This window comes from Catenulispora sp. EB89 (genome assembly GCF_041261445.1).
Lineage (GTDB): Bacteria > Actinomycetota > Actinomycetes > Streptomycetales > Catenulisporaceae > Catenulispora.
Map to the genome: position 1 here is coordinate 349,280 of NZ_JBGCCU010000004.1, position 22,874 is coordinate 372,153.

Sequence of the window (22,874 nt, forward strand, 5' to 3'; positions counted from 1 at the left end):
CACCCCCGGCGTTAGCATCGGCAGCATGACTGAAGAGCCCACACTGGTTGGCGAGGCGGTACAGCCCGAGGTAGTCGACAACGAACTCGAAGACCGCTTCGAGATCTGGTACGGCGACGAACTAGCGGGCTTCGCCGCCTACCGGCGCCGCGCCGGCGGAACGGTCTTCGTGCACACCGAGATCGAGCCGAAGTTCGAGGGCAAGGGCCTGGGGTCGGTGCTGGCGCGGCAGGCGCTGGACGCGACCGTGGCGCGCGGGGAGAAGATCATCCCGGTGTGCCCCTTCATCGCCGCCTACCTGCGCAAGCACCCCGGGTACGAAGAGCACGTGGAGTGGCCCGCGCCGTGAGCGACCTGGAAGCGAACCCCGCCGAGCAGGACTGCCCGGCCAAGGACGACCCGGGCCCGGTCGTCGAGTTCCACGAAGCCCGCGACGTCCCGCTCGGCGGCGTCCGGGGCGTGCACGTGATGCGTGCCCTGCCGCAGCGCGTGCTGCCCACCGTCGGCGCCTGGTGCTTCCTGGACCACTTCGGGCCGCAGGCCTCGGCGATGAACGTCAACCCGCACCCGCACATCGGCCTGCAGACCGTCACCTGGCCGTTCCAGGGCGACGTGCGGCACCGCGACAGCGTCGGCTCCGACGTCGTGGTGCGGCCGCGCCAGCTGAACATCATGACCGCCGGCCGCGGCATCGCGCACTCGGAGATTTCAGTAGAAGCAGAGCTCGGCATCGAAGCGGGGCAGGTCGGACACGGCCTGCAACTCTGGACCGCACTGCCGCGAGCGCACCGCGACACCGCCCCGCACTTCGAGCAGCACCGGGACCTCCCGGTCTACGAACTCCCCGGCCTGCGCGCGCTGGTCTTCCTCGGGACGCTGGACGACGTCACCTCCCCGGCGACCACCTACTCCCCGATCGTCGGCGCCGACATCACCGTCAACCCCGGCGCGTCGGCGACGATCCCGCTGACCCACTACCACGAGCACGCGGTGATGGTCATCGACGGGGACCTCACGGTGGCCGAGACCGACGTCCCTCCCGGGCCCCTCCTCTACCTCGGCACCGGACGCAGCGAGCTGACGCTCACCAGCCGCGCCGGCGCACACCTGATCCTGCTGGGCGGCGAGCCGTTCCGCGAGGACATCGTCATGTGGTGGAACTTCGTGGGGCGCACTCATGAAGACATCGAGGAAGCCCGCAATGACTGGGAGAAGCGCAACCTGGAGCGCTTCCCGGACATCGCAGGGCACGCAGTCGAGGAGCGCATCCCCGCGCCGCCTCTGCCGGGCATCCGCCTCAAGCCGCGCAGTCGCCCATCCCGCTGAAACTCTAAGGGGCGCCCACAGCTGTGGGCGCCCCTTAGTCCGACATCAGACCGCTGCCCAACCCGGCATCGGGTACTGCGCCATCAGCTCCCGCACCTGCCCGGCGATCCGCGGGTACGCGTCGGTGTCGCCCTTGGCCGCGGCCTGCACGGTCTCGTCCATCCACTGCGCGACCTGCCCCATCTGCTCCGGCTTCAGCCCGCGCGTGGTGATCGCGGCGGCGCCGAGCCGGATGCCCGAGGGGTCGAACGGCTTGCGCGGGTCGAACGGCACCGAGTTGTAGTTCAGCTCGATCCCGGCCGCGTCCAGCGCCTTGGCGGCCACCTTGCCGGTGACGCCCTTGGGCGTCAGGTCGGCCAGGATCAGGTGGTTGTCCGTGCCGCCGGACACCAGGTCCCAGCCGCGCTCGGTGAGCCCGGCGGCCAGCGCCTTGGCGTTGGCCACGACGGTCGCCGCGTAGGTCTTGAACTCCGGCTGCGCGGCCTCCTTGAGGGCCACCGCGATGCCGGCCGTGGTGTGGTTGTGCGGGCCGCCCTGCAGGCCGGGGAACACGGCCTTGTCGATCGGCGTCGCGTACTCCTCGGTGGTCAGGATCATCGCGCCGCGCGGACCGCGCAGGGTCTTGTGCGTGGTCGTGGTGATGACGTCCGCGTAGCCCACCGGCGAGGGGTGCGCGCCGCCGGCGACCAGGCCGGCGATGTGCGCGATGTCGGAGACCAGGATCGCGCCGATCTCCTTGGCGATCTCGGCGAAGGCCGGGAAGTCGATGGTGCGCGGGATCGCCGTGCCGCCGCAGAAGATCAGCTTCGGGCGCTCCTTCAGAGCCAGGTCGCGGACCTCGTTCATGTCCACGATGCCGGTCTCGCGGGAGACCCCGTAGGCCACCGGGTTGAACCACTTGCCAGTCACCGACACCGGCGAGCCGTGCGTGAGGTGGCCGCCGGCGGCCAGGCCGGCCCCCATGAAGGTGTCGCCGGGCTTGAGGAACGCCAGGTACACCGCGAGGTTCGCCGGCGAGCCGGAGTACGGCTGCACGTTGGCGTGGGCCGCGCCGAACAGCTCCTTGGCCCGGTCGATCGCGATGGTCTCGATCGGGTCGATGAACTGCTGGCCCTCGTAATAGCGGCGGCCGGCGTAGCCCTCGGAGTACTTGTTGGTCAGGACAGTGCCGGAAGCCTCCAGGACCGCGGCGGAGACGTAGTTCTCCGACGCGATCATGCGGATCTTCTCGTACTGGCGGCGGGCTTCGTCCTCGATCAGACCGGCGATCTGCGGGTCTTCCTGGGCAAGCTCGGGAATGGCGGGCGAGTGCATGTGATGCCTCCTCGGGCGTCATCGTCCGGAAGGACACCCAGGCGCGCGGTGCCCGCTACATCGATCGCTTCCCGGTGGTCGCTTCCACCTCCACACACTCCGCCCCGGAGACATCCCCGGAGAAAAGCGTGCGTTCTGCGCCAGTCGCGATGGGTAGATGCTATCGCTGCGCGGGTTCCAAGAGCGCCACGCATTCCACATGCCGGGTCATGGGAAACAGGTCGAACGCCCGCAAACCGGTCAGCTCGTAGCCGGCGTCCGCAAAGTAAGCAACATCGCGAGCCAGGGCAGCCGGGTCACAGGCCACGTAGGCCACGGCGCGCGGCGCCAGAGCCACGATGCGGGCGCAGACCTCGCGTCCGGCGCCGGCCCGCGGCGGGTCCAGGACCACGAGGTCGGCCGCGTCCGGCGCATAGCTGTCGTCGGCGAGGACCTCGTCCACAGAGCCTTCCACGAGGTCCACCCACGGGAACTCCGTGCTCTCCTCTTGGTCCTCCACGAACCCGAGATTGTGCGCGGCGTCCTTGACCGCCTGCCGGTCCAGCTCCACGGCCAGCACGCTGCCGTCCTCGCCGACCGCCTCCGCCAACGGCACCGCGAACAATCCGACACCGCAGTAGAGGTCCAACGCGGACTCGCCCGCGCGCGGCTTGAGGAAGTCCAGAACCGCTTCGGTCAGGACGTCCGGAGCGGCCGGGTGCACCTGCCAGAAGCCGCTTCCGCTGACCCGCCAGGTGCGGCCTTCGGCGACCTCGCGCACATAAGGACGTCCATGGATGCGCTGCACACCGGAGATGTGCGTGTTCCTGGAGACGCCCCGCAGAACCGACACCTTTACGTCAGCATCCACATAAGGCATCTGCTCGCCGCGCTTCGGCGTGACCACCAGAGCCCGGTCGGCGGAGCCGGTCGCGGCGATCACCTCGACCGTCTCCAGGCCCGGCCAATTCCTCTGCAGAGCGCCGACCTCGTCCACGCCGGAGGACGCAATAGCGCACTCCTCTACAGGGACCACCTCATGGGAACGGTGCTTGCGGAATCCCAGGTTCCCCTCGGGATCGACCGCGAACTGCACCCGGGTCCGCCAGCCGAACGGCGAGGCGACCTCCTCGACGACGACCTCGCGCTCCAGCTTCGCCAGCCGCCGCAACTGTTCGGCGACGATCTCGCCCTTGATCCGCAGCTGCGCCTCGTAGCTCGCGTGCTGCCAGTCGCAGCCGCCGCACATCCCCGGCCCCGCGTATTCGCACGGCGCCTCCACGCGGTCCTCGGAGGCCTCCAGGACCTCCACCGCATCGGCGCGCCAGAACGAGTCCTTGGAGTCCCCCTCGGTCACCTCCGCGACCACCCGCTCCCCGGGCAACGCGTGCCGCACGAACACCGCGCGCCCCTCGTGCCGCGCCACGCAGAAGCCGCCGTGTCCGGGCGGGCCGACCTCGACCTCGATCCGGCTGCCGACCGCGTCGCCGGGGCCGCGCTCCGCGGTGGCGCGGCGGGCGCCGCCGGAGCCTCCGGAACGGCGTTCGGGGGCGGCGGGAGCGGCGGAGCGGCGGTCAGTAGGTCGTTTCACATCGCCAGCCTAGGGGTAGTCGCCTCCGCTCACCGCCGGGCCCGGAAACAGGGGCTCACGCCCCGTAGTACCGTCGAGTTACGAACATCGAAAGTCCGTCGTCCGAAGTCTCCCGAGAGGGTCGAACGTGCACGTCGTCATCATGGGGTGTGGCCGGGTGGGCTCCACCCTGGCGCACAGCCTGGAGGATCTCGGCCACACGGTCGCGGTCATCGATCAGGACCCCGGGGCCTTCCGCAGGCTCAGCCCGCACTTCGCCGGCCGCCGGGTGACCGGGGCCGGATTCGACCGCGACACCCTCGCCGAGGCGGGGATAGGGGACGCCGGCGCTTTCGCGGCGGTGTCCAGCGGCGACAACTCGAACATCATCGCCGCGCGGGTGGCCCGCGAGAACTTCGGTGTGGAGAACGTCTGCGCGCGCATCTACGACCCGCGCCGCGCGGAGATATACCAGCGTCTGGGCATCCCCACGGTGGCCACCGTGCGCTGGACCGCCGACCAGATGCTGCGCCGGCTGCTGCCCACCGGCTCCACTGAGATCTGGCGCGACCCCAGCGGCCAGGTGGCGCTGGTCGAGGTGCACACCTCGCCGGCGTGGATGGGCCACCGGGTGGCCAAGCTGGAGGACTCCACCGGCCAGCGGGTGGCGTTCCTGACCCGGCTCGGCGAGGCCGTGCTGCCCGCCTCCGACACCGTCCTGCAGGACGGCGACCTGGTGCAGGTCATGGTGCACCCGGCGGACGTCGCCCGGGTCGAGGAAGCTTTCGCGAAGGGACCGGGCGCCTGATGCGTGTCGCAATCGCCGGAGCCGGCAACGTCGGCAACTCCATCGCCAAGGAGCTGCTGGAGAACGGCCACGAGGTCCTGCTGATCGACCGCGACCCGTCGCGGATCGCGGTGGAGGGCCTGCCGACGGCCGAGTGGCTGCTGGCCGACGCCTGCGAGATCTCCTCGCTGGACGAGGCGGCCCTGCAGCGCTGCAACGTGGTGGTCGCGGCCACCGGCGACGACAAGGCCAACCTGGTCGTGTCGCTGCTGGCCAAGACCGAGTACGGGGTGCCGCGCGTGGTGGCCCGCATCAACCACCCCAAGAACGAGTGGATGTTCGACGAGAAGTGGGGCGTGGACGTCGCCGTCTCCACCCCGCGCCTGCTCTCGGCGCTGGTCGAGGAGGCGGTCTCGGTCGGCGACCTGGTGCGCCTGCTCCGCTTCAGCCAGGGCGACGCGAACCTGGTCGAGCTGACCCTGCCGAAGGACACCGCGCTGGTCGGCGTCACGGTCGGCGAGGTCGACTGGCCCGAGGACACCGCGCTGGTGACCATCATCCGCGGCGGCCGGGTGCTGATCCCGACGGCCGAGGAGCCGCTGGCGGCGCTGGACGAGCTGCTGTTCGTGGCGCACGTGGACCGCGAGGAAGAGCTCGAAGAGCTGCTCTCCCCCGCTACGGGGTCCGCGTCCTGAGCGGAAACGCTATAGCGATGTACACGTAAAGGTCCGCAGGAGTTCGCTCCTGCGGACCTTTGCATCTGTACGGTGGCAAATGAGATGGAACCACAGCATTTGGGAGCTCCCCAGCGCCGGATCCTCCTGGCCGCGGCCCGCGTCCTGGCCGACGATCCGACGGCGAGCATGCAGCAGGTCGCCGACGAGGCCCAGGTGGCCCGTCCGACCGTCTACGGCTGCTACCCGACCAAGGTGGCACTGATCGAGGCGATCGGCCACGAGGCGGCCAAGGAGTTCGCCGCGGCCCTCGGCCACGCGCAGGCCGCCGGCGACGGCGCGGCCGCGACCCTGGCGCGGCTGATTCGGGAACTGGCCAGGATCGGCGCCGACTACCCGATCGTGTTGCGGACTCCGCACACCGAGGACGTCGACGATCTGGTCGCCCGCATCGACGAGCTGATCGAGGACGGGCAGGCGGCCGGCGAACTCCGCGCCGACGTGGCCTCCGACGTCCTGCGCCACGCCCTGTTCGGTGCGCTGTCGGCCGGGCTGCGGCTGGCCCGCGACCCGGAGCGGCCGCAGGTCGACTCCGACGCCGTCGGGACCCAGATCGCCGCGCTCGTCGTGGAGGGCATGCGCGCAAAGGGAGCCCCTGCGTAGGGGCTCCCTTGTGAGTTCCGCTTAAGCGTTGGCGAGCTATTGCTCGGCCGCGGCCGCTCCCGCGGTCTCCGCAGCCGCCGCGCCGTCGGACTCGTCCTCGTCCGTCACCGGCATCACCGGCGGCGGCGCGTTCTTGATCCACTGCCACGCGACATACAGGCACGCGAGGTACGGCGGGTAGCCCAGCGCGAGCCGGGCCACGCCGAGCGCCGTCGTGTGGTGCGTCAGGTACAGCGGCACCTGCACCGCGAGCTTCACCGCGAACAGCCCGGCCAGCAGCCACGTGGCCTTGGTGAACGCCTTCAGGCGCCCGGGCACCTGGCGCCAGGTGGTCATCTCGCCGGTGATCGGGCCGATCATCAGGCCCGCGATCGGCCAGCGCACCAGCGCGGTGATCGAGAAGAGCAGGAACGAGCCGAGGTTGATCAGGATGCCCGGCAGGTAGTAGTTCTGCGCGTGGCCGGAGAACTTCGCGAACGCCGCGCACACGATGACGCCGAACAGGCCGGACAGCGCGTGCTGCAGGGTCTCCTTGCGCAGCAGCCGGATGACGAACATCACCAGCGCCACGGCCACCGAGCCGATGACGGCCGGGTTGAGGTTGTTGGTCGCGGTGTAGACGATCAGGAAGCAGATCGCCGGGAGTCCGGCGTCGGCCATCCCCATCTTGCCGCCGAACGCCTTCTTGACGGCGTCCTCATAGGCCTTGGTCTCGGCCTGCTTGGCCTGCGCGTCGCGCTCGGCCTGGCCGGGGATCCCGTCGCCGGTCAGCGCCTCGGCGGCGCCGTCCAGGATCGAGGATCCGACCTCGTCGAAGGCAGCCCGGTCGCCGCCGGCCTCGGTGCCCGGCGCCGCGTGCCGGGGCCGGCTCATCGGTTCGGCACGCTGGCCGCTCTCCAAGGACATACTGCGAACTGTAGCGGGCCGAGCTGTACCAAACAGGACTGCTCGGCCCACCAATCACCCCGGGGAGCGGATTACCGCCGCCCGGTGAGCTCTGCCTACCGCCGCTCGGTAATCTCCGGCCCGCGCATGAACGGGTTCAGGTCGCCCTGCTCGTACTGGTTGCCCTCGGCGTCCTCCGGCGCGGCCTGCTGCTGCATGGCCTGCTGCGCCTCGGCGGGCATCCGCAGCGGGATCGGGTCGCGCGGGGCCATCGGGGAGTTGCCGCGGCTGACCACGGTGTCGCGGAACACGTGCTCTATGTCCAGCGCCTCCTTGGGCTGCACCGCGCCCTGCCCGGACACCACGCCGCGCAGGAACCACCGCGGGCCGTCCACGCCGATGAAGCGGACCAGCTGGATGCCGCGGCTGCCGTCCGGCGCCTGCACCGGCACCTGGGCCCGCAGCTCGATGCCGAAGGGTCCCTCGCGCTCGTCGACGGTGCCGCCCTGCTTGGAGATCTCCAGAGCGATCTCCGCGCGGACCTCGGCCCAGATGCCCTCGCTGCGCGGCGCGGCGAACGCCTGCAGCTGCACCGCCGACTGCCGGGCCACGACCGTGGCCGCGATCACCTGCTCGGCGTCGGCCATCTCCAGCCGCAGTTCCATGCCCTCCACGGCCGGCACCAGGAGCGCGCCGAGGTCGACACGGCCGGCCTTGGGGTCCTCGACCTCGTTGAAGTCCCAGGGGCCCGCAGCCCGCGAGACATCGGCGAGGCTGATCTTGCGCTCCTCGTCCTTGATCTCGCTCAGGTCGCCGTAGGCGTCCGCCTCGCTCACTTTGTCGCGGCGGTCCGCGTCGCCCTTCTGTCCGCGTCGGAAAACCACGGCTTCCCACTCTCTCTATCTCTGCGTCCTTACGGACGCAACGCTCTACTCCACGGGGCGCCACCCGCCCCGGCCGCCAGGGCCGGCAAGGCCACGCCGACGGACACGGTTCTAGCCCGGCTCAGCCAAGAGCCGGTTGGTACACGGTCGTCACGCGAGACCTCGGTGAGAGTACCGTCACTCGGCCTCTCTCCGGGAAACGTGCGGGGCCTAGGCAGGTGTTCCCGCAGCCGTGCCCGTCGAACCGAAACCGCCGTCACCGCGGTGCGAGCCCGGGAGTTCGGCGACCTCGTGGAAGACCGCCCTCTCGACCCTTTGTACTACAAGCTGCGCCACCCGGTCGCCCCGCTTGAGCGTCACCGGGTGCACCGGGTCCAGGTTCACCAGGATGATCTTGATCTCGCCGCGGTATCCGGCGTCCACCGTGCCCGGGGCGTTGACCAGCGCGACCCCGCAGCGCGCCGCCAGGCCCGAGCGCGGGTGCACGAAGGCGGCGTAGCCGTCGGGCAGCGCGATGGCCACGCCGGTGGGCAGCACGGCCCGCTCGCCGGGGGCCAGGGTGGCATCCACGGTGGTCAGCAGATCGGCCCCGGCATCCCCCGGATGGGCGTACGAGGGCAGCGGCAGGGCGTCGTCGAGCCGCCGGATGAGGACGTCGACCCCGGGCACTACGGGTTGACCTCGAAGGCGCGCGCCGCCCGCAGCTGCTCGGGGTCGTGCATGGCCTCCTGCACGTCCTCCAGGCGGCCGTTGTTCAGGAAGTGGTCGACCTCGACCTGGATGAAGATCGCGGTCGCCCGGACCGCGACCTCGCCCTCGGGCCCGTCCAGGCGGCCGACGGCCGAGGTGTAGATCTTGCGACCGGAGATGCCGTCGCACTGCGCGGTGATGTGCAGCGTGGTGCCGACCGGCACCGGCAGCAGGTAGTCGGTCTCCAGGCGGCCGGTGACGGCGATCGCGCCGATCAGCCAGTTCACGGCGCCCAGCGCCTCGTCGAAGGCGAGGGCGAGCAGGCCGCCGTGGGCCAGGCCGGGCGCGCCCTGGTGGTTGTCGGTGACGGTGAACTCGGTGGTGACGCTCAGTCCCTCACCGACCGTCGAGGACACCCGCAGGCCGCCCAGCGCGTCGTCACCGCAGCCGAAGCAGCGCGAGTAGTGCGAGCCGAGCTTGGTGCCCGGTGCGGGGGCGTTCGGGTGCTTTTCCGGCATCACGGCGTCGGCCGGCGGAGTCGTGGAGGCAGGTCTCACGATGAGGAATCTACCGGCACGACCCCGGCCCGTCCGATCGGCGTGGCCACGCTCACATCCAGACGGAAATCGATCGACACCCCCCACGGACACCCTCCGTATCCGTCTCGTATCACCGTGGCTGATATCCAGGTCGCGGCCGCGTCCTACCTTCCTGGGTATGAAGTCCATGAAGAGCCCTGAAACGGACGACCTCCCGGAGATCGGCGCCCTCGTCCGCGACGCTACCGGCCGGATCGGCCGACTGATGGCCTACACCCGCGCCCGGGCCTGGCTCCGCCCGCCCGGCGGCGGCCGGGAGTGGGACGTCGAGCCCGGCACCATCACCGAGATCCCCGGATGGGACGCGGCCGGTGCCGGAAGGGAGGGGGCGGTCCAGGACCGGTGACGGTCTCCTCAGAAGGATGTGGGAGATTGTCGGCATGGCAGACAAGGCCAAGGCCAGCACTTACGAGGAACGCCTCACCGCGCCCGCCGGCTGGTGGGCGGTCACCGCGATGGCCGGCATCATGGGCGGGCTCGTCTTTCTCCGTGTGAACCCGGCTGCGGCCCTCGTCGCGGCGATCGTCACGGCGGCCCTGTGCGGTGCACTGGTCGTCGCCTACGGACGCGTCGGAGTGCGCGTCCACGACGGGTTCCTGGAAGCCGGCCCGGCACGTCTGCCTCTCACGGCGCTCGGGGCAGCCACCGCCCTGGACGCCGAGGCGGCCCGACGGCTGCGCACCACGGAGGCCGACGCGCGCGCGTTCATGTTGTTGCGCGGCTATGTGAGCACCGCCGTAAAGGTGGACGTCACAGACCCCGAGGACCCGACGCCGTACCTGTACCTGTCGACGCGGCGGCCGGACAAGCTCGTGAAAGTGCTCTCCGCACGCTGAGGTCCGCGCACCAGCCTGCGCACCAGCCCGCGCACACCACCCCCGCGTTACTCGCCCGTTCGCAGCAACTTCCGGCGGCATTCCTTGACCCGCGCCGGGTCGGGCACAGATCCTGGGCGAGGCCCTCTCCCCCGATGGAGCCTCCAGACCGTCCGCTACGGGCTCCGCAGAGCCCGTAGAGCCCTCTCAGAGCCCATATAGGCGCCACAAAGGTAAAGGCCCCGCGAACGCGGGGCCCAGGGGCGCAGAGACTACCTCGCGACGACGCGGTCAGGCGCAGTCCTTGCAGATCATCTCGTTGCCCTTTTCGCGCGCCAGCTGGCTGCGGTGGTGCACCAGGAAACAACTGGTGCACGTGAACTCGTCCGCCTGCCGTGGCAGCACACGCACCGACAGTTCCTCGTTGGACAGGTCGGCGCCGGGGAGTTCGAGCGACTCGTTGTCGCCCTCGTCCAGGTCGGCCAGGCCCGCAGCCTTGTCGGTGCGGCGGGCCTTCAACTCCTCCAGGCTGTCCTCGTTGAGGTCGTCGTCGGTCTTGCGCGGTGTGTCGTAGTCGGTAGCCATTCTTGATCCCTCTCCCCTGACGGCTGTTTCGTCGTCGTGTTTGTGCTGTGTTCAGTGCGGCGACGGCGGTGGCGCCCCGACGCGGCCGGCACAAGCGGTGCGCTACCGTCTGCGCTCGGGCGCCGTCGGCGTTTCGCCGTCAGCGCAGTAACGCGGAAAGGAGCGCAATTGTGCCCGCTGAAGCGCAGATTGTGCCGTACTTCAAGACCCGTTACGCAATCGACACCCCGGAACAGACCCGAACAGGTGATCCGGAGGGTTGATCCGCCACCCCATACGTCCCATCTCGTCCCGTTTCGTTCCGGACATCACAGCAGCCACACCCAGGAAGGATGACGAACCATGGCCGTCTACGCAATCGGCGACGCAGTGCCGGAAATCCACCCCGAGGCCTACATCCACCCGGACGCGACCGTCATCGGCCAGGTCAGCGTCGGTGCCGGCAGCACAGTATGGCCTGGTGCGGTACTGCGGGGCGACTACGGACGGATCACCGTGGGCGACCGTACGTCGATTCAGGACGGCACAGTCGTGCACGCCACTGAGACCTTGCCCACAGTGATCGGATCGGACTGTGTCGTTGGTCACATCGCACATTTGGAGGGGTGCGTGGTGGAGGACGGCTGTCTGATCGGATCGGGTTCCGTGGTGCTGCACCAAGCCGTGGTGCGTACGGGAGCTCTGGTGGGGGCGAACGCTGTCGTGAGCAACAACGTGGAAGTCCCCTCCGGCGCGATGGCCCTCGGCGTCCCGGCGAAGATCCGCGAGAACGCGGTGCCGCCGGGCAGCTTCGACGACGCGGTCGCCCGCTACGTGGCCAACGGCAAGCGGTACCGGGAAGAACTGCGGCGCATCGACTGACGGGGCGGACGGTCATCCCGCGCTCATAGAGCGAACCCGCTGCGCGCCTTCTCCCTGGACGCGCCCCTGAGGCCGCTTCAAGAGATGTGCATCCGCCCCGCCATGCGCCGCAGCCGCTCCCGCTGGCTGCGCCGCTCGTGGCTCAGCAGCGAGCGCACGGCGGCTTTGGCGACCGGGTTGTTCCGCACCAGCAGCGGGGCGATGCGCTCGGCCCGCTCGATCTCGTCCAGCGCCTGGTCGTAGCCGCCGTAGTAGATCCAGCCGCGGGCGGCGTCCAGGTGGAAGCGGCCGCGGCGGGAGGCCGGGAAGTTCGCCGGCATCCTGGTCTGGGACGCCAGCGCGACGGCGCGCGCCCCGTCCCGGATCTCCACGGCCACGGCGAGCTTGTGCAGTTCGACGTTGGCCGGGCAGAAGGCGAGCTTGTACGGGTCGTACCCCTCGCCGAGGCGGTGCGCGGTCTCGTCGGCCAGGCGGATCCGCTGCCACGCCTCGTCCTCCTTGGACGACAGCGCCGCGGTGATCGCCGCGCGGAGTTGGAGCGAGCCCCACACCGACGCCTGCTCCTTCCGGCGCGGTTCGCCGACGAAGCCGATCGCGCCGTCGATCAGGTCCAGCGCGTCGGGCCACAGGTCGGCGGCCCACAGGTCGCGCACCCGGAGGTAGTCGAAGACCGCTGTCAGGCACGGGTCCCCGGCGCGGTCCGCGGCGGCGCGGAAACGCTCTGTGGTGAGCGTGGAGAGGTCGTCGTAGCCCAGTTCGTGGGCGACGGTGTCGGCTTCCTTGTAGGCGCGCGCGAGGAGGCCGTGTAATCGCTCCGACTCCTCGCCCGCCGGGGCCACGTAAGCCGCGGCGTGGATCTCCCGGATGAGGTTCGGCGCGGCCTCTCCGAGATCGGCGTAGCGCGCCGCCATGCGCAGCACCGCCAGGTGCTCCACCGCGGCCTCCAACTCCCGGCGCGACCGCGGCTCCACCGGCCAGTCCGGCGGGAGGTCGTGCCGGGAGACCACGCGCCGGATGGCGGGGATCGCGCGGTGCCCGCGGTCCTCGGCGGGGGTGCCGGGGTCGTAGGGGCGTCCGGTGATTTCGTTGGGATAGACCTTCAGGACACTCGCGGCGCGTACGATCAGGGTCACCGAATCGAGCTCCAGGTCGCCGTTCTCGATCCCCGACACCCAGCCCTGGGAGCGACCCATGAGCTGTCCGAACTCGGACTGCGTCAGGCTGGCACGCTTGCGCAGCCGGCGGATCCGCCCGCCGTCGGGTTCCTGCTCGTAGGTCACCATGCCAGGCCTCACAATGCGGTCAATGAGGAACATCCCGAATGCGGGTCCATCGTCCGCCCCGGCGCCGTGGCGTTCGCGTACGGACGACAGAATGTCCCCGACGAGCCGGGAGGTTCCCTGTGCCAGTGCTCTACCTCGTCGCCTGCGGCGCGCCGCCCGCGGCCGAGCTGTTGTCCCACCCCGAGGCGGTACCGGGCCTGCAGGCCGACGGCTGGACCGTGTGCGTGCTGTGCACGCCGGCCGGAGAACGCTTCCTGGATCCCGCGGCGGTCTCGATCGCGACCGGCTATCCGGTCCGGGTGGAGCAGCGCCAGCCGGGGGAACCGGACGTGCTGCCGTCCCCGGACGCGATCATGGTCGCGCCGGCGACGTTCAACACCCTGAACAAGTGGGCCCTGGGGATCTCCGACACCCTGGTCCTCGGAATCCTCAACGAGAACCTGGGCGCGGGCGTGCCGATCGCGGCAACCGTGTGGGCCAAGGACGAGCTGCAGAAGCACCCGGCCTTCGACGGCCACGCGCAGCTGCTCTTCGAGAGCGGCGTCCGCTTCATCCAGCCGGACGAGGGCGTTGCGCAGTTCCCTTGGGGGCAACTGCGCAACGCTATGGCGGAACTCCTCACGGAGTGAGGAAACCGCTAAGAGATCAACCGAGAGATCAACCGAGAACCGTCACTCCGACGACCATCCCCATGGCCGCGTGCGGCAGCCCGGTCTGGTCGTCCGGCACCAGACAGAAGGCGATGTAGCGCCCCGGGTCGGCCTGGACCTTGAACCAGCCGCCGTGGCCCGGCGCGACGGCTCCGTGCCCGCCCTCGAAGGTGAACGGCGGCGGACCCGGGTTCACCGGCGGTGTGGCGGAGGAGGCGACGAACCACGCCTTGGCGTCGTCGACCGTCTTGCCCGGCAGCAGCTTGCCCAGGTTGACCTCGTGGTCGTCGGCGGCGTCGGTGTCCTCGAACCGGACCACGGTGCCGCGCACCAGGTACGGCGGCATCGTGTAGGTGAGGTCGTGGCCCCGGATCACGAAGGACGACTGCGCGGCCTCCCGGTCGTCGGCCGCGGCCCACTCCGGCACCGTGCCCTGGACGTCGAAGGACTTGTACATGCCCAGGAAGATGTGCGGCACGCCGCCGGGGCCGGGCACGAAGCAGGTCACGACGTAGGTGCCGCCCCGCAGGACGTCCCACACGTCCTGCCGGCCGTGCGGCGGGACGACGGGATTCGCGCCTCCGGTCGGCACCCCGTCCGCGAACAGCGCCGCGTTCGCGTTGGGGCCGTGGATGTCCGCCTGCCACTGCGCGAACGTGACACCGTCGTTGAGCCGGAACAGCTGCGCCTGGTGCAGATCGGCGCCGCGGTTCTCGAACCGGAGGTGGACGACGCCGGCGGCCAGGACGCCGTGCGTGTCGACGTCGTACGTCAGCGGCTCCACGGCCGTGATGTCGACCTGGTGGGAAAGCCGCACGTGCGCGTCGGCGGGACCCGCGATGCCGACGAACGCCAGGGCCGCGGCCACCACGGCGACGACGGCCCGCCGGACCCGGCGCGGGATGGGGTGAAGGTGATTCAGCACACTGCCGATCTTCCCGCCGAAGCCGACATATCGGGAAAATGCCACAGCGCTTACTCACCCGTTCGCGAGGCGGGACCGGGGCCGCCACGCTCAAAAACCACTGGATCGGAGTATTCCGCCGGATCCGGGACCGAGCGCCGGCGCGTCACCGGCGCATCTCCGGCGCACAAGCGACACAACCCCAGCGCGTCTCCGGCTCGCCGCCAGCACGTCGCATCGCCGGCACATACCTGGCGCACTTCCGGGCACCGGCACATCCCCGGCGCACCGCCGGGACTCCGGCGCATCACCGGCGTGCCTCGGCGCATCCCCGGCGAATCAGCCCTCGGCCAGCTTCGCCTCGACCGCGGCCACCTTCGCCGTCAGCCCGTCGGTGACCCCGGCGCGGATGTCCGCCTTCAACACCACACTCACCCGAGGCGCCTTCGCGGCCACCGCGTCCACGGCGGCCTTCACCACCGCCATCACTTCGTCCCACTCCCCCTCGATGCTCGTGAACATCGCATCGGTGGAGTTGGGCAGGCCGCTCTCGCGCACCACCCGCACCGCGTCGGCGACATACTCGCTGACACCTTCGCCGACACCGATCGGGGTCACTGAGAACGCGATAATCATGCTTCGATCTTAGGGCGGGCGGTCACACCCGCACCGGCAGCCACACCCGCACGATGAGCCCGCCGCCCGGACGCGGCTCGGCGGCGACCCGGCCGCCGTGCGCCCGCACCACGGAGCGCACTATCGACAGTCCCAGTCCGACGCCCTTGTCCTTCGGGTCGCGCGCCGCGGACGCGCCCGACGGCTGCGAGCCGCGCTTGAACGGCTCGAACAGCGTCTCCACCGCGTACGGCGGCACCTCCGGGCCGGTGTTCGCGACCACCAGCAGGCCGTGGCCCGGGACGTCGTTCGAGCGGTCGTAGGTGAGCACGTCCACCCAGCCGCCGGCGCCGATGTTGTGGCGCAGCGCGTTCTGGATCAGGTTCATCGCGATCCGCTCGATCAGGATCCCGTCGCCGGAGACCGCCGCCGGCTGCAGCGACGTGCGGATCGCGACGTGCCGCTCGGCCGCCTCCATCTCGCACTGCGTCACCGACCGGTACGCCACCTCCGCGAGGTCGATGTCCTCCCGGTTGGTCGGCTCGTTGTCCGCCCTCGCCAGCAGCAGCAGGCCCTCGATCATGCGCTCGCTGCGCTCGTTGGTGGCCAGCAGCGTGTGGCACAGCTGCCGGGTCTGCTCGGAGGCGTCCGGGTCCATCAGCGTGACCTCGAGCAGCGTGCGGTTGATCGCCAGCGGCGTGCGCAGCTCGTGCGAGGCGTTGCCGACGAACCGCCGCTGGCCCTCGAAGGCGTGGTCCAGCCGGTCCAGCATGCCGTCGAACGTCTGCGCCAGGGTGACGAGCTCGTCGTCCTGCGGGCCCTCCATGTCGATGCGGGCGTGCAGCGCGCGGTCCGGACGGCTGGCGACCCGGCGCGCGGTGCGCGTGATCTGGTTGATCGGACGCAGGAACCGGCCGGCCAGGAAGTAGCCGATCAGAACCGCCACCACCGCGGAGATCAGCAGCACGATGATCAACGGCTTGTCGATCTGGCTGAGGATCTGCTTGTTCTTCACCGAATCGCAATAGGCCGCCTGTCCCGGGTATTCCTTGGGCTTGAGCACCGGACAGCCGGGCGGAGGGGCAAGGTCCTTGTTGGGGTGGGTCAACCGCCACCGGAACAGAAAGTAGGCCGTGATGATCAGCACCGCTCCGGTGAGGAAGACCGCCGCGCCGTACGCGATGGTCATCCGCAGCCGTATCGTCAGGCCGCGCCGCCCGGGGCGCGGGGGCACCGGCGCCGGCCCGGCCTCGCCGCCGTAGGTGCTGTCGACCGCTCCCGAGTCGCCCGCCATCAGGCCTTGAATACCTTGAACGTCCTGCATCACGGAATCCGGTATCCGGCGCCCGGGACCGTCAACACCACCGGCGGCTCACCGAGCTTGCGCCGCAGGGTCATCACCGTGACGCGCACCACGTTCGTGAACGGATCGGCGTTCTCGTCCCACGCCTTCTCCAGCAACTGCTCAGAACTCACAGCCGCACCATCGGCACGCATGAGCACCTCCAGTACCGCGAACTCCTTAGGAGACAGCGGCACCAACCGCCCGTCGCGCAACACCTCTCGCCGGCTCGGGTCCACGCGGATCCCCGCGCGCTCCAACACCGGCGGCAGCGCCGGGACCGCGCGGCGGCCCAGAGCGCGGATGCGCGCGATCAGCTCCGGAAACGCAAAGGGTTTGGAGAGGTAGTCGTCGGCGCCGAGGGTCAGCCCCTCGACCCGGTCCGCGACGTCGCCGGCCGCCGTCAGCATCAAGACCCTGGTCGACAAACCGCTGTGCACGATGTGCCGGCAGACGTCGTCGCCGTGCACCAGCGGCAGATCGCGGTCCAGCACGACCACGTCGTAGTCGTTGACGGCTATGCGTTCCAGCGCCGCGTCGCCGTCGTAGACGACGTCCACGGCCATGGAATCCCGGCGCAGCCCGGTGGCCACGGCGTCGGCCAGCACCTGCTCGTCCTCAACGACCAGCACCCGCACAGCGCGCTCTCCCTAAGTACGGCAAGCAATCTTCGGTCCTGAGGTCATCATGCCTGGTCATCGCGTAAACACCGAGTAAGTGAGAAACGTCTCATGATCACAGGGTTTTCTCAGGTGATCCAAAGTTTCCGTGGCAAAGATGCCGGGCAGAAGGCACGAAGCCCCCTAGCGTCACCCCCGCAGGAGAGAGACCATGCTCGAATTCGTCACCGGCCTGACCCAGCGTATCCGCGAGACGAAGTCCCGCCTGCAAGGTGCGATGATCGCCGAGGACGCGTACGCGGTCCAGGTGGAACAGGCCGAGTTGGACAACCTGCTCCGGATCGCCGCGAACCACCACGTGGAGGTCCGCGACGACCTCCCCCGCGCCGCCTGACCGGATACCCCGGCAGGAAGGCGGGGACTCACTCCCTCAACCCCTCAGGAGTCCCGCACGGTATCCCCTCCATCGTCAATACGATGGCCCTCGAGAAACGCGCACAAAGCCTCAAACAGCCCGTCAGCGGCCGCCACCGTCATCTCGTCGGAGGCGGCCGCTCCGTGTAGTCCCCCGACCTTCGCGCCGGCCTCCTGCGCGATCAGCGAGCCGGCCGACAGGTCCCACGGCTTCGCGCCGCGCTCGAAGTAGCCGTCCACGCGCCCGCACGCCACCGAGCACAGGTCGAGCGCCGCGGAACCGCCGCGCCGGATGTCCCGCACCTTCGGCAGAAGGTCGGCGACGATCGCGCCCTGCACCGCACGCCGCTGGGCCGCGTACCCGAAGCCCGTCGCGATCAGCGCGCGGTCCATCGGGACCGGCTTCCCCTCCGACTGTGCACTGAACGCACGGATCGCCTGACCGTTGCGGTAGGCGCCATGCCCGCGCAAGGCGGTGAAGGTCTCGCGCAGCATCGGGATCTCGACCACACCGGCGACCGTCTCGCCGTCGACTTCCACGCCGATGGAGATGCCCCACAGAGGGATCTCATAGAGGTAGTTCACAGTGCCGTCGATGGGATCGATCACCCAGCGCACCCCGGAGGTGCCCTCGCGGTCCGAGCCCTCCTCGCCGAGGATGCCGTCGTCGGGGCGCTCGGCGAGGATGCCCTCCACGATCAGCTTCTCCGAACGCTGATCCATGACGGTGACGATGTCGGTGGGGCTGGACTTGGTGTCGGCCACACCGAGGTCGCGCGGACGCTCCTGGACCAGGAGGCGTCCCGCCTCGGCGGCCAGCCGCACCGCCAGTTCCAGCAGGTCCTTGGGATTGGGGGAATCGGCGTTCTCGGACATGAGTGGGCAGGGCCTTCCTGGGTTCGGTGCGTGGTGCGCAGCGAGGGAGTACTCAGTCCTCCCCCGCCACCGCCGGGAGCGGCGCGCGCGGATTCGGGCAGCAGTTGAGGGGACACACGTCCGGGAACGCCCGCAGCCGGCCGACCACGTTCGACAGCGAGTCGCCCTCGCTGTCCCCGCGCGCCACCGCCGCCCGCTCCAGCACCAGGCGCCGCAGCGCGGCCACGAAGCGCGGATCGGTGCCGACCGTGGCGGCGCGCGCCATCGGCAGCCCGATCTCCTGCGCGGTCTCGGCGGCCTGCGTGTCGAGGTCGTAGATGACCTCCATGTGGTCGGACACGAAGCCGATCGGGGCGAGCACCGCGCCGGTGGCACCCTGCGCGTTGATGTCGCGCAGGTGGTCGTTGACGTCCGGCTCCAGCCACGGCGTCTGCGGCGGGCCGCTGCGCGAGCAGAAGACGAGTTCGTGCGGCAGCACCAGGCCGGTGCGGCGAGAGACGCCCTCGGCCACGAGGCGCGCCACTTCCAGGTGCTGGGAGACGTACGCGCCGCCGATGGGACCGGAGGTCTCGGCGTACGTGCGCGGCAGGGAGTGCGTGACGAACACCAGACGCGGCGCCAGGCGCGCGCTCTCCGGGAGTCCGGCGACCGCCGCCCCGACGGCGTCCGCCATCGGCTCCACGAACCCGGGGTCGTTGAAGTACGGCCGGATCTTGTCGAACTGGATCGAGGTGCCGGACTGCTCCAGCGCGCGCGCCAGATCCTCGCGGTACTGCCGGCACCCGGAGTAGGAGGAGTACGCGCTGGTGAACACCACGAGCGCGCGCCGCACGCCGTCGGCCTCCATCTCGGCCAGGGTGTCGGCGAGGAACGGCGTCCAGTTCCGGTTGCCCCAGTAGATCGGCAGCTTCAGTCCGGTCTCGGCGAAGTCCTGGCGCAGCGCGGCGATCAGGTCGCGGCACTGCTGGTTGATCGGGCTCACGCCGCCGAACTCGAAGTAGTGGGCCCCGACCTCCTTCAGCCGCTCCGGCGGGATGCCGCGGCCGCGGGTCACGTTCTCCAGGAAGGGCACCACGTCCTCCGGTCCTTCGGGACCGCCGAAGGACAGCAGGAGCAGAGCGTCGTACGGAGCGGTGTTCGACATGTCAGCGGGACTCCGTCACCGGTTCGCTCGGTCAATGGGCATGATGTCGGGGGGTGCGATGTCGTAGACCAGCGCCGCGGGGCCGGTCATCTCCAGGTGGCCGTCGGCGCGCTCGACGAAGCGCAGCCGGCCGCCGGGGACGTCCACGGTGTACTCGGTCCCGGCCTGCGCGCCGTCGCGGCGCGCGGCGGCGATCATCACCGCGCAGGCTCCGGTGCCGCAGGAGCGGGTCTCGCCGACGCCGCGTTCGTAGACGCGCATAGCGAGGTGGTGCGGAGAGACGTCTGCGGCGAACTCCACATTGACGCCCTCTGTGTAGATCCCCGTAGGGAGCACTGTGGGCATCTCGTATAGAGGGCCGGCATCCGCGGTAGAACCCACGAAGACCACAGCGTGCGGATTCCCCATGTCCACGTCCACGGCCGCCTTAGGCGTTCCCTTTACGTCGACCGTCACAGCTCCGCGCTCTGTGGGGAACACAGGGACACCCATATCGACGGTGACGTCTGCGGTGTTCTCACCGGTTGCCTTGAGCGTCACCCGCTTGATCCCGCCGCGCGTCGCTACGGCGAACTCCACCGGCTCCCCTAAAACGCCGCCCTTTACGTAGCCGTACGCAGTGAGGTACAGCGCGAAGACGCGGACTCCGTTGCCGCACATCTCGGCCACGCTGCCGTCGGAGTTGCGGTAGTCCATGAAGAACTCCGCCTCCGCCGCCTGGTCTTCATAGCCCGGCGTATTGGCAGTGCGGACCACGTGCAGCACGCCGTCCGCGCCGATCCCGGCCCGCCGGTCGCACAGCGCCGCGACCCGCGCGGACGTGAGCTGTTCCGACAGAGCGCCGTCCGGGTCCGGGACGATGACGAAGTCGTTCTCGGTGCCGTGCCCCTTGGTCAGCGGGGTGGAGGCCGGCAGGCCGTCGAGGATCATGCTCCGATCCTATCGAGCGCAGCCTCCACCAGGTCGGAACGGTCGTATCGCAGCCAGTGCACGCGCGGGTCCCGGCGGAACCAGGAGTCCTGCCGCCGCGCGAACCGCTTGGTGGCGCGCACGGTCTCCTCCTTGGCCTGTTCCTCTGTGCACTCTCCCGAGAGGAAACGCAGGACCTGGGCATAGCCGAGGGCTCGGCTCGCGGTGAGGCCGTCGCGCAGCCCCCGCGGCTCCAGGTCCCGCACCTCCTGCACGAACCCGGCGTCCCACATGCGGTCCACGCGCAGCGCGATGCGCTCGTCCAGCGCGGGCCGGTCGACGTCCAGGCCGAGGTGCACGGTGCCGGGGTAGTGGTCGGTGTGCTCGGGCAGCGTCGCGGTGAACCGGCCGCCGGTCAGCTCGATCACCTCCAGCGCGCGCACGACGCGCCGGCCGTTCGACGGCAGGATCGTCTCGGCGGCCTGCGGGTCCCGCTCCTTCAGCCGCTGGTGCAGCACGAACGAGCCGACCTCGGCGAGTTCGGCCTCCAGGCGCTCGCGGATCAGGCCGTCGGTGCCGGGGAACTCGAACTCGTCCAGGGCGCCGCGCAGGTACAGCCCGGAGCCGCCGACGAAGACCGGCGGCCGGTCCCGGGCGATCAGCCGGTCCGCCTCGACGCGCGCCAGGGTCTGGTACTCGGCGACGTTCGCGGTGCGGGTCACCGGCCAGACGTCGAGCAGATGGTGCGGCACGCCGTGGCGCTCGGCGTCCGTCAGCTTCGCGGTGCCCACGTCCATGCCCTGGTACAGCTGCATCGAGTCGGCGTTGACCACCTCGCCGTGCAGCGCCTCGGCCAGCGCGACGCCGAGGTCGGACTTGCCGGAGGCGGTCGGGCCGACCACCGCGATCACCGGGACTGTGGCCGTGTTCATGCCGGCAACCAAGCTGCGCTCACCCGACCGATTCTCCCATCCCGCCCCGGACCCGCGGACCAGGCGACCGAGCACTGTCACAGACCGTGACGGACTCGGCTCGACAGGTGACTGCCGCCGTGATCCACTTGGGGGAAGGTTCCCCCTCCACGGAAGGAAACGCAGGCGACATGGGCATCTTCGATGTTTTCAAGAGCAAGGTGAGCGAAGCCGCGGACAAGGCCGGCGACGTGGCGGGGCAGGCCTGGGACAAGGCCGGGGACGTGGCCGGTCAGGCCAAGGACAAGGTCTCCGACATGATGGACAAGAAGAAGGGTGACGAGGCCGACGGGCCCGCCGCCCAGGCCCCGGCCGACATGGCGCAGCCGGCCGAGACGGCTCAGCCTGCTCAGGCAGCTCAGGCAGCTCAGGCCCCGATGAACGCCCCTGGCGGCGTCGAGGGCGAGGCGGCCGACATGGTGTCCGAAGGCGCGCCGGTGGCAGCCGCCGGCGAGGCCGCGCCCGGCGTCGGCGACGACGGGGCCCCGGCCCAGGGCTCCTCCGGCGGCGGGATGACCCAGAGCATCAAGGACAACGTCGCCCAGGGCGCCGACAAGGCCGGCGAGATGACCAAGGGCGCCACCGGGAACCGTTTCGACGAGAAGATCGACTCCGGAGTCCAGCAGGCGAAGGACCGGCTGGGCTGACATGCCTGCGGCGCCGGTTCAGCGGCGGGCGCCGTCGGAGGGGGATGGAACACGGCCGCGGCCGCCAGCGATGGTGGCCGCGGCCGTTGCCGTGTGGCAAGGAAAGGCGGAGTCAGCGCGCGAGCCAGGTGGCGACGAAGTAGCCGACGCCATAAGGGGCCTGGTCGTAGAGCAGGTCGGCGTCGTATTCGACTCCTGATGCGGTCGCCGCGGCGGCCAGGACCCACCACGCCGGGAGCCCCGCGACGTGCAGTTCCCGCGACAGCCCCGGTTCGAGCCCAGCCAGCGCCGCGGCGTCGCCGGTGGCCAGGGCCCGCGCGACCGCCGCGTCATAGGATTCGGCGCGCTCGTCGAAGTGGCCGGGGGCCTGCAGGGTTCGGGAGGCGCTTCCGTCGCCGAGGACCAACATCGCCTGACGTGTCGCGCTGTTCGCGAGGGCCGTCGCCGTCACCGTCCCACTGCGCTCGTCCACCATCACCGGCCGCCGAACCGGCTCGGCCGGCCGGTCGCGCAGAAGCCAGGCGGCGATCAGGAACGGCAGCGTCATCGGCGCGGCGCTCCGCGTGACCGGATCCCACCGGCCGTCGACCTCCAGATCGACGCCGTAGGCCCTGAAGCTCCCCCGCGAGACGACCTCGGTACCCTGCTGGGGTCCGGCGCCTACAATCAGCACTTCCTCGGCTCCGGCCGCGTACAGGCGGCCGACCGCGGTGCCGCAGGCGGCGCGCAGCGAGTCGAGGTCGGGGGAAAAACCCTGCGCGACCTCGGGCACGAGGACCGGGGGGTGCGGCACGACAGCGGCGGCGATCAACACCCGTCCAGGGTAGGACACAGGTGGGGCACGTGGTCGCGGCTACCGGCCGGTGC

At 70.4% G+C, this 22,874-nt stretch carries 28 protein-coding genes and 1 riboswitch; of the genes, 11 read left to right on the plus strand and 17 right to left on the minus strand.

All coding sequences use genetic code 11. From position 1 onward, the window contains the following. The first annotated feature begins 25 nt into the window (after positions 1-25). Both ABH920_RS11190 and ABH920_RS11195 read left to right on the plus strand, forming a co-directional pair. Positions 26-349, plus strand: coding sequence for a GNAT family N-acetyltransferase (locus tag ABH920_RS11190; protein ID WP_370348837.1), 324 nt, complete (start codon positions 26-28; stop codon positions 347-349). Next, on the plus strand, positions 346-1,326 hold the full coding sequence (locus ABH920_RS11195) for a pirin family protein (protein ID WP_370348838.1): 981 nt from the start codon (positions 346-348) through the stop codon (positions 1,324-1,326). The genes ABH920_RS11190 and ABH920_RS11195 overlap by 4 nt, the downstream gene beginning before the upstream one ends. Positions 1,327-1,371: 45 nt before the next feature. Here ABH920_RS11195 and glyA read toward each other — a convergent pair whose 3' ends face one another. Together glyA and ABH920_RS11205 are read right to left on the minus strand one after the other, a co-directional pair. Next, positions 1,372-2,640, minus strand: coding sequence for a serine hydroxymethyltransferase (gene glyA / locus ABH920_RS11200; RefSeq protein WP_370348839.1), 1,269 nt, complete (start codon positions 2,638-2,640; stop codon positions 1,372-1,374). Between the two features lie 28 nt (positions 2,641-2,668). Next, positions 2,669-2,798: riboswitch (ZMP/ZTP riboswitch) on the minus strand. A gap of 2 nt (positions 2,799-2,800) precedes the next feature. Beyond that, positions 2,801-4,087, minus strand: coding sequence for a class I SAM-dependent RNA methyltransferase (locus tag ABH920_RS11205; RefSeq protein WP_370349031.1), 1,287 nt, complete (start codon positions 4,085-4,087; stop codon positions 2,801-2,803). Positions 4,088-4,337: 250 nt separating this feature from the next. Between ABH920_RS11205 and ABH920_RS11210 the strand changes: the two genes are divergently transcribed. The 3 genes from ABH920_RS11210 to ABH920_RS11220 all read left to right on the plus strand — a co-directional run bounded on the left by ABH920_RS11210 (position 4,338) and on the right by ABH920_RS11220 (position 6,313). Beyond that, on the plus strand, positions 4,338-4,997 hold the full coding sequence (locus ABH920_RS11210; protein ID WP_370348840.1) for a TrkA family potassium uptake protein: 660 nt from the start codon (positions 4,338-4,340) through the stop codon (positions 4,995-4,997). Continuing rightward, a complete protein-coding gene (locus ABH920_RS11215) occupies positions 4,997-5,671 on the plus strand; it encodes a TrkA family potassium uptake protein (protein WP_370348841.1) in 675 nt (224 codons plus the stop codon). The genes ABH920_RS11210 and ABH920_RS11215 overlap by 1 nt, the downstream gene beginning before the upstream one ends. Positions 5,672-5,755: 84 nt before the next feature. Then, a complete protein-coding gene (locus ABH920_RS11220; RefSeq protein WP_370348842.1) occupies positions 5,756-6,313 on the plus strand; it encodes a TetR/AcrR family transcriptional regulator in 558 nt (185 codons plus the stop codon). A 36-nt stretch (positions 6,314-6,349) separates the two neighbouring features. Here ABH920_RS11220 and ABH920_RS11225 read toward each other — a convergent pair whose 3' ends face one another. The 4 genes from ABH920_RS11225 to ABH920_RS11240 form a co-directional block, all read right to left on the minus strand. After that, positions 6,350-7,219 carry a DUF3159 domain-containing protein gene (locus tag ABH920_RS11225; protein WP_370348843.1) on the minus strand — a complete coding sequence of 290 codons (870 nt, stop codon included), beginning with the start codon at positions 7,217-7,219 and terminating at the stop codon, positions 6,350-6,352. 95 nt (positions 7,220-7,314) lie between these two features. Next, positions 7,315-8,082, minus strand: coding sequence for a DUF3710 domain-containing protein (locus ABH920_RS11230; protein WP_370348844.1), 768 nt, complete (start codon positions 8,080-8,082; stop codon positions 7,315-7,317). Between the two features lie 210 nt (positions 8,083-8,292). Continuing rightward, positions 8,293-8,751: a dUTP diphosphatase gene (gene dut, locus ABH920_RS11235; RefSeq protein ID WP_370348845.1), complete on the minus strand. Its 459-nt coding sequence runs from the start codon at positions 8,749-8,751 to the stop codon at positions 8,293-8,295. Continuing rightward, complete coding sequence (locus ABH920_RS11240; protein ID WP_370349032.1) at positions 8,751-9,290, minus strand: PaaI family thioesterase; 540 nt, start codon at positions 9,288-9,290, stop codon at positions 8,751-8,753. Before ABH920_RS11240 ends, dut begins: the two co-directional genes overlap by 1 nt. A gap of 199 nt (positions 9,291-9,489) precedes the next feature. Here ABH920_RS11240 and ABH920_RS11245 point away from each other — a divergent pair, with 199 nt between their 5' ends. Both ABH920_RS11245 and ABH920_RS11250 read left to right on the plus strand, forming a co-directional pair. After that, on the plus strand, positions 9,490-9,717 hold the full coding sequence (locus ABH920_RS11245; RefSeq protein ID WP_370348846.1) for a hypothetical protein: 228 nt from the start codon (positions 9,490-9,492) through the stop codon (positions 9,715-9,717). Positions 9,718-9,751: 34 nt separating this feature from the next. Beyond that, positions 9,752-10,207, plus strand: coding sequence for a DUF3093 domain-containing protein (locus ABH920_RS11250; protein WP_370348847.1), 456 nt, complete (start codon positions 9,752-9,754; stop codon positions 10,205-10,207). Positions 10,208-10,477: 270 nt separating this feature from the next. On the opposite strand, the gene ABH920_RS11255 is transcribed toward ABH920_RS11250, so the two are convergent. Further along, positions 10,478-10,771 carry a DUF4193 domain-containing protein gene (locus ABH920_RS11255; RefSeq protein WP_194911845.1) on the minus strand — a complete coding sequence of 98 codons (294 nt, stop codon included), beginning with the start codon at positions 10,769-10,771 and terminating at the stop codon, positions 10,478-10,480. A 342-nt stretch (positions 10,772-11,113) separates the two neighbouring features. On the opposite strand from ABH920_RS11255, the gene ABH920_RS11260 reads away from it, so the two are divergent. Further along, positions 11,114-11,632 (plus strand): gamma carbonic anhydrase family protein, encoded by a 519-nt coding sequence (locus tag ABH920_RS11260; RefSeq protein WP_370348848.1) that lies wholly within the window; start codon positions 11,114-11,116, stop codon positions 11,630-11,632. Between the two features lie 77 nt (positions 11,633-11,709). Here the strand turns inward: ABH920_RS11260 and ABH920_RS11265 are convergent, their stop codons facing one another. Continuing rightward, complete coding sequence (locus ABH920_RS11265; protein ID WP_370348849.1) at positions 11,710-12,915, minus strand: helix-turn-helix domain-containing protein; 1,206 nt, start codon at positions 12,913-12,915, stop codon at positions 11,710-11,712. A gap of 119 nt (positions 12,916-13,034) precedes the next feature. Here ABH920_RS11265 and ABH920_RS11270 point away from each other — a divergent pair, with 119 nt between their 5' ends. After that, positions 13,035-13,544, plus strand: coding sequence for a flavoprotein (locus ABH920_RS11270; protein WP_370348850.1), 510 nt, complete (start codon positions 13,035-13,037; stop codon positions 13,542-13,544). Positions 13,545-13,572: 28 nt separating this feature from the next. On the opposite strand, the gene ABH920_RS11275 is transcribed toward ABH920_RS11270, so the two are convergent. From ABH920_RS11275 to ABH920_RS11290, 4 genes are all read right to left on the minus strand, one after another. Next, positions 13,573-14,490 (minus strand): hypothetical protein, encoded by a 918-nt coding sequence (locus tag ABH920_RS11275; protein ID WP_370348851.1) that lies wholly within the window; start codon positions 14,488-14,490, stop codon positions 13,573-13,575. A 318-nt stretch (positions 14,491-14,808) separates the two neighbouring features. Continuing rightward, positions 14,809-15,105, minus strand: coding sequence for an MTH1187 family thiamine-binding protein (locus tag ABH920_RS11280; RefSeq protein ID WP_194911836.1), 297 nt, complete (start codon positions 15,103-15,105; stop codon positions 14,809-14,811). A gap of 22 nt (positions 15,106-15,127) precedes the next feature. Beyond that, complete coding sequence (locus ABH920_RS11285) at positions 15,128-16,378, minus strand: sensor histidine kinase (protein ID WP_370348852.1); 1,251 nt, start codon at positions 16,376-16,378, stop codon at positions 15,128-15,130. Positions 16,379-16,407: 29 nt separating this feature from the next. Further along, positions 16,408-17,064, minus strand: a complete 657-nt coding sequence (locus ABH920_RS11290) for a response regulator transcription factor (RefSeq protein WP_194911832.1) — start codon at positions 17,062-17,064, stop codon at positions 16,408-16,410. Positions 17,065-17,257: 193 nt separating this feature from the next. Between ABH920_RS11290 and ABH920_RS11295 the strand changes: the two genes are divergently transcribed. Next, positions 17,258-17,440 (plus strand): hypothetical protein, encoded by a 183-nt coding sequence (locus ABH920_RS11295; protein WP_194911830.1) that lies wholly within the window; start codon positions 17,258-17,260, stop codon positions 17,438-17,440. A 44-nt stretch (positions 17,441-17,484) separates the two neighbouring features. Here the strand turns inward: ABH920_RS11295 and ABH920_RS11300 are convergent, their stop codons facing one another. Genes ABH920_RS11300 through miaA form a run of 4 tightly spaced genes read right to left on the minus strand, consistent with a single transcriptional unit; the run spans position 17,485 to position 21,321 of the window. After that, complete coding sequence (locus ABH920_RS11300; RefSeq protein ID WP_370348853.1) at positions 17,485-18,336, minus strand: inositol monophosphatase family protein; 852 nt, start codon at positions 18,334-18,336, stop codon at positions 17,485-17,487. A gap of 52 nt (positions 18,337-18,388) precedes the next feature. Further along, the gene (locus tag ABH920_RS11305; protein ID WP_370348854.1) at positions 18,389-19,480 is read right to left on the minus strand and encodes a ferrochelatase; all 1,092 of its coding nucleotides are present in this window, start codon (positions 19,478-19,480) and stop codon (positions 18,389-18,391) included. 15 nt (positions 19,481-19,495) lie between these two features. Further along, complete coding sequence (gene dapF, locus ABH920_RS11310; RefSeq protein WP_370348855.1) at positions 19,496-20,410, minus strand: diaminopimelate epimerase; 915 nt, start codon at positions 20,408-20,410, stop codon at positions 19,496-19,498. Then, on the minus strand, positions 20,407-21,321 hold the full coding sequence (gene miaA / locus ABH920_RS11315) for a tRNA (adenosine(37)-N6)-dimethylallyltransferase MiaA (RefSeq protein ID WP_370348856.1): 915 nt from the start codon (positions 21,319-21,321) through the stop codon (positions 20,407-20,409). The genes dapF and miaA overlap by 4 nt, the downstream gene beginning before the upstream one ends. Positions 21,322-21,491: 170 nt before the next feature. On the opposite strand from miaA, the gene ABH920_RS11320 reads away from it, so the two are divergent. Beyond that, positions 21,492-22,007 carry an Rv0909 family putative TA system antitoxin gene (locus ABH920_RS11320; protein WP_370348857.1) on the plus strand — a complete coding sequence of 172 codons (516 nt, stop codon included), beginning with the start codon at positions 21,492-21,494 and terminating at the stop codon, positions 22,005-22,007. 112 nt (positions 22,008-22,119) lie between these two features. Here the strand turns inward: ABH920_RS11320 and ABH920_RS11325 are convergent, their stop codons facing one another. Continuing rightward, positions 22,120-22,821 carry a hypothetical protein gene (locus ABH920_RS11325; protein WP_370348858.1) on the minus strand — a complete coding sequence of 234 codons (702 nt, stop codon included), beginning with the start codon at positions 22,819-22,821 and terminating at the stop codon, positions 22,120-22,122. Positions 22,822-22,874 lie beyond the last annotated feature (53 nt).

Coding starts and splice junctions, on each gene's coding strand:
- ABH920_RS11215 (WP_370348841.1), top strand. CDS start 4,997: ATGCGTGTCGCAATCGCCGGAGCCGGCAACGTCGGCAACTCCATCGCC.
- dapF (WP_370348855.1), bottom strand. CDS start 20,410: ATGATCCTCGACGGCCTGCCGGCCTCCACCCCGCTGACCAAGGGGCAC.
- ABH920_RS11245 (WP_370348846.1), top strand. CDS start 9,490: ATGAAGTCCATGAAGAGCCCTGAAACGGACGACCTCCCGGAGATCGGC.
- ABH920_RS11220 (WP_370348842.1), top strand. CDS start 5,756: ATGGAACCACAGCATTTGGGAGCTCCCCAGCGCCGGATCCTCCTGGCC.
- ABH920_RS11305 (WP_370348854.1), bottom strand. CDS start 19,480: ATGTCGAACACCGCTCCGTACGACGCTCTGCTCCTGCTGTCCTTCGGC.
- ABH920_RS11260 (WP_370348848.1), top strand. CDS start 11,114: ATGGCCGTCTACGCAATCGGCGACGCAGTGCCGGAAATCCACCCCGAG.
- ABH920_RS11320 (WP_370348857.1), top strand. CDS start 21,492: ATGGGCATCTTCGATGTTTTCAAGAGCAAGGTGAGCGAAGCCGCGGAC.
- ABH920_RS11250 (WP_370348847.1), top strand. CDS start 9,752: ATGGCAGACAAGGCCAAGGCCAGCACTTACGAGGAACGCCTCACCGCG.
- ABH920_RS11285 (WP_370348852.1), bottom strand. CDS start 16,378: ATGGCGGGCGACTCGGGAGCGGTCGACAGCACCTACGGCGGCGAGGCC.
- ABH920_RS11225 (WP_370348843.1), bottom strand. CDS start 7,219: ATGTCCTTGGAGAGCGGCCAGCGTGCCGAACCGATGAGCCGGCCCCGG.
- ABH920_RS11240 (WP_370349032.1), bottom strand. CDS start 9,290: ATGCCGGAAAAGCACCCGAACGCCCCCGCACCGGGCACCAAGCTCGGC.
- ABH920_RS11255 (WP_194911845.1), bottom strand. CDS start 10,771: ATGGCTACCGACTACGACACACCGCGCAAGACCGACGACGACCTCAAC.
- ABH920_RS11280 (WP_194911836.1), bottom strand. CDS start 15,105: ATGATTATCGCGTTCTCAGTGACCCCGATCGGTGTCGGCGAAGGTGTC.
- ABH920_RS11265 (WP_370348849.1), bottom strand. CDS start 12,915: ATGGTGACCTACGAGCAGGAACCCGACGGCGGGCGGATCCGCCGGCTG.
- glyA (WP_370348839.1), bottom strand. CDS start 2,640: ATGCACTCGCCCGCCATTCCCGAGCTTGCCCAGGAAGACCCGCAGATC.
- ABH920_RS11300 (WP_370348853.1), bottom strand. CDS start 18,336: ATGTCCGAGAACGCCGATTCCCCCAATCCCAAGGACCTGCTGGAACTG.
- miaA (WP_370348856.1), bottom strand. CDS start 21,321: ATGAACACGGCCACAGTCCCGGTGATCGCGGTGGTCGGCCCGACCGCC.
- ABH920_RS11295 (WP_194911830.1), top strand. CDS start 17,258: ATGCTCGAATTCGTCACCGGCCTGACCCAGCGTATCCGCGAGACGAAG.
- ABH920_RS11190 (WP_370348837.1), top strand. CDS start 26: ATGACTGAAGAGCCCACACTGGTTGGCGAGGCGGTACAGCCCGAGGTA.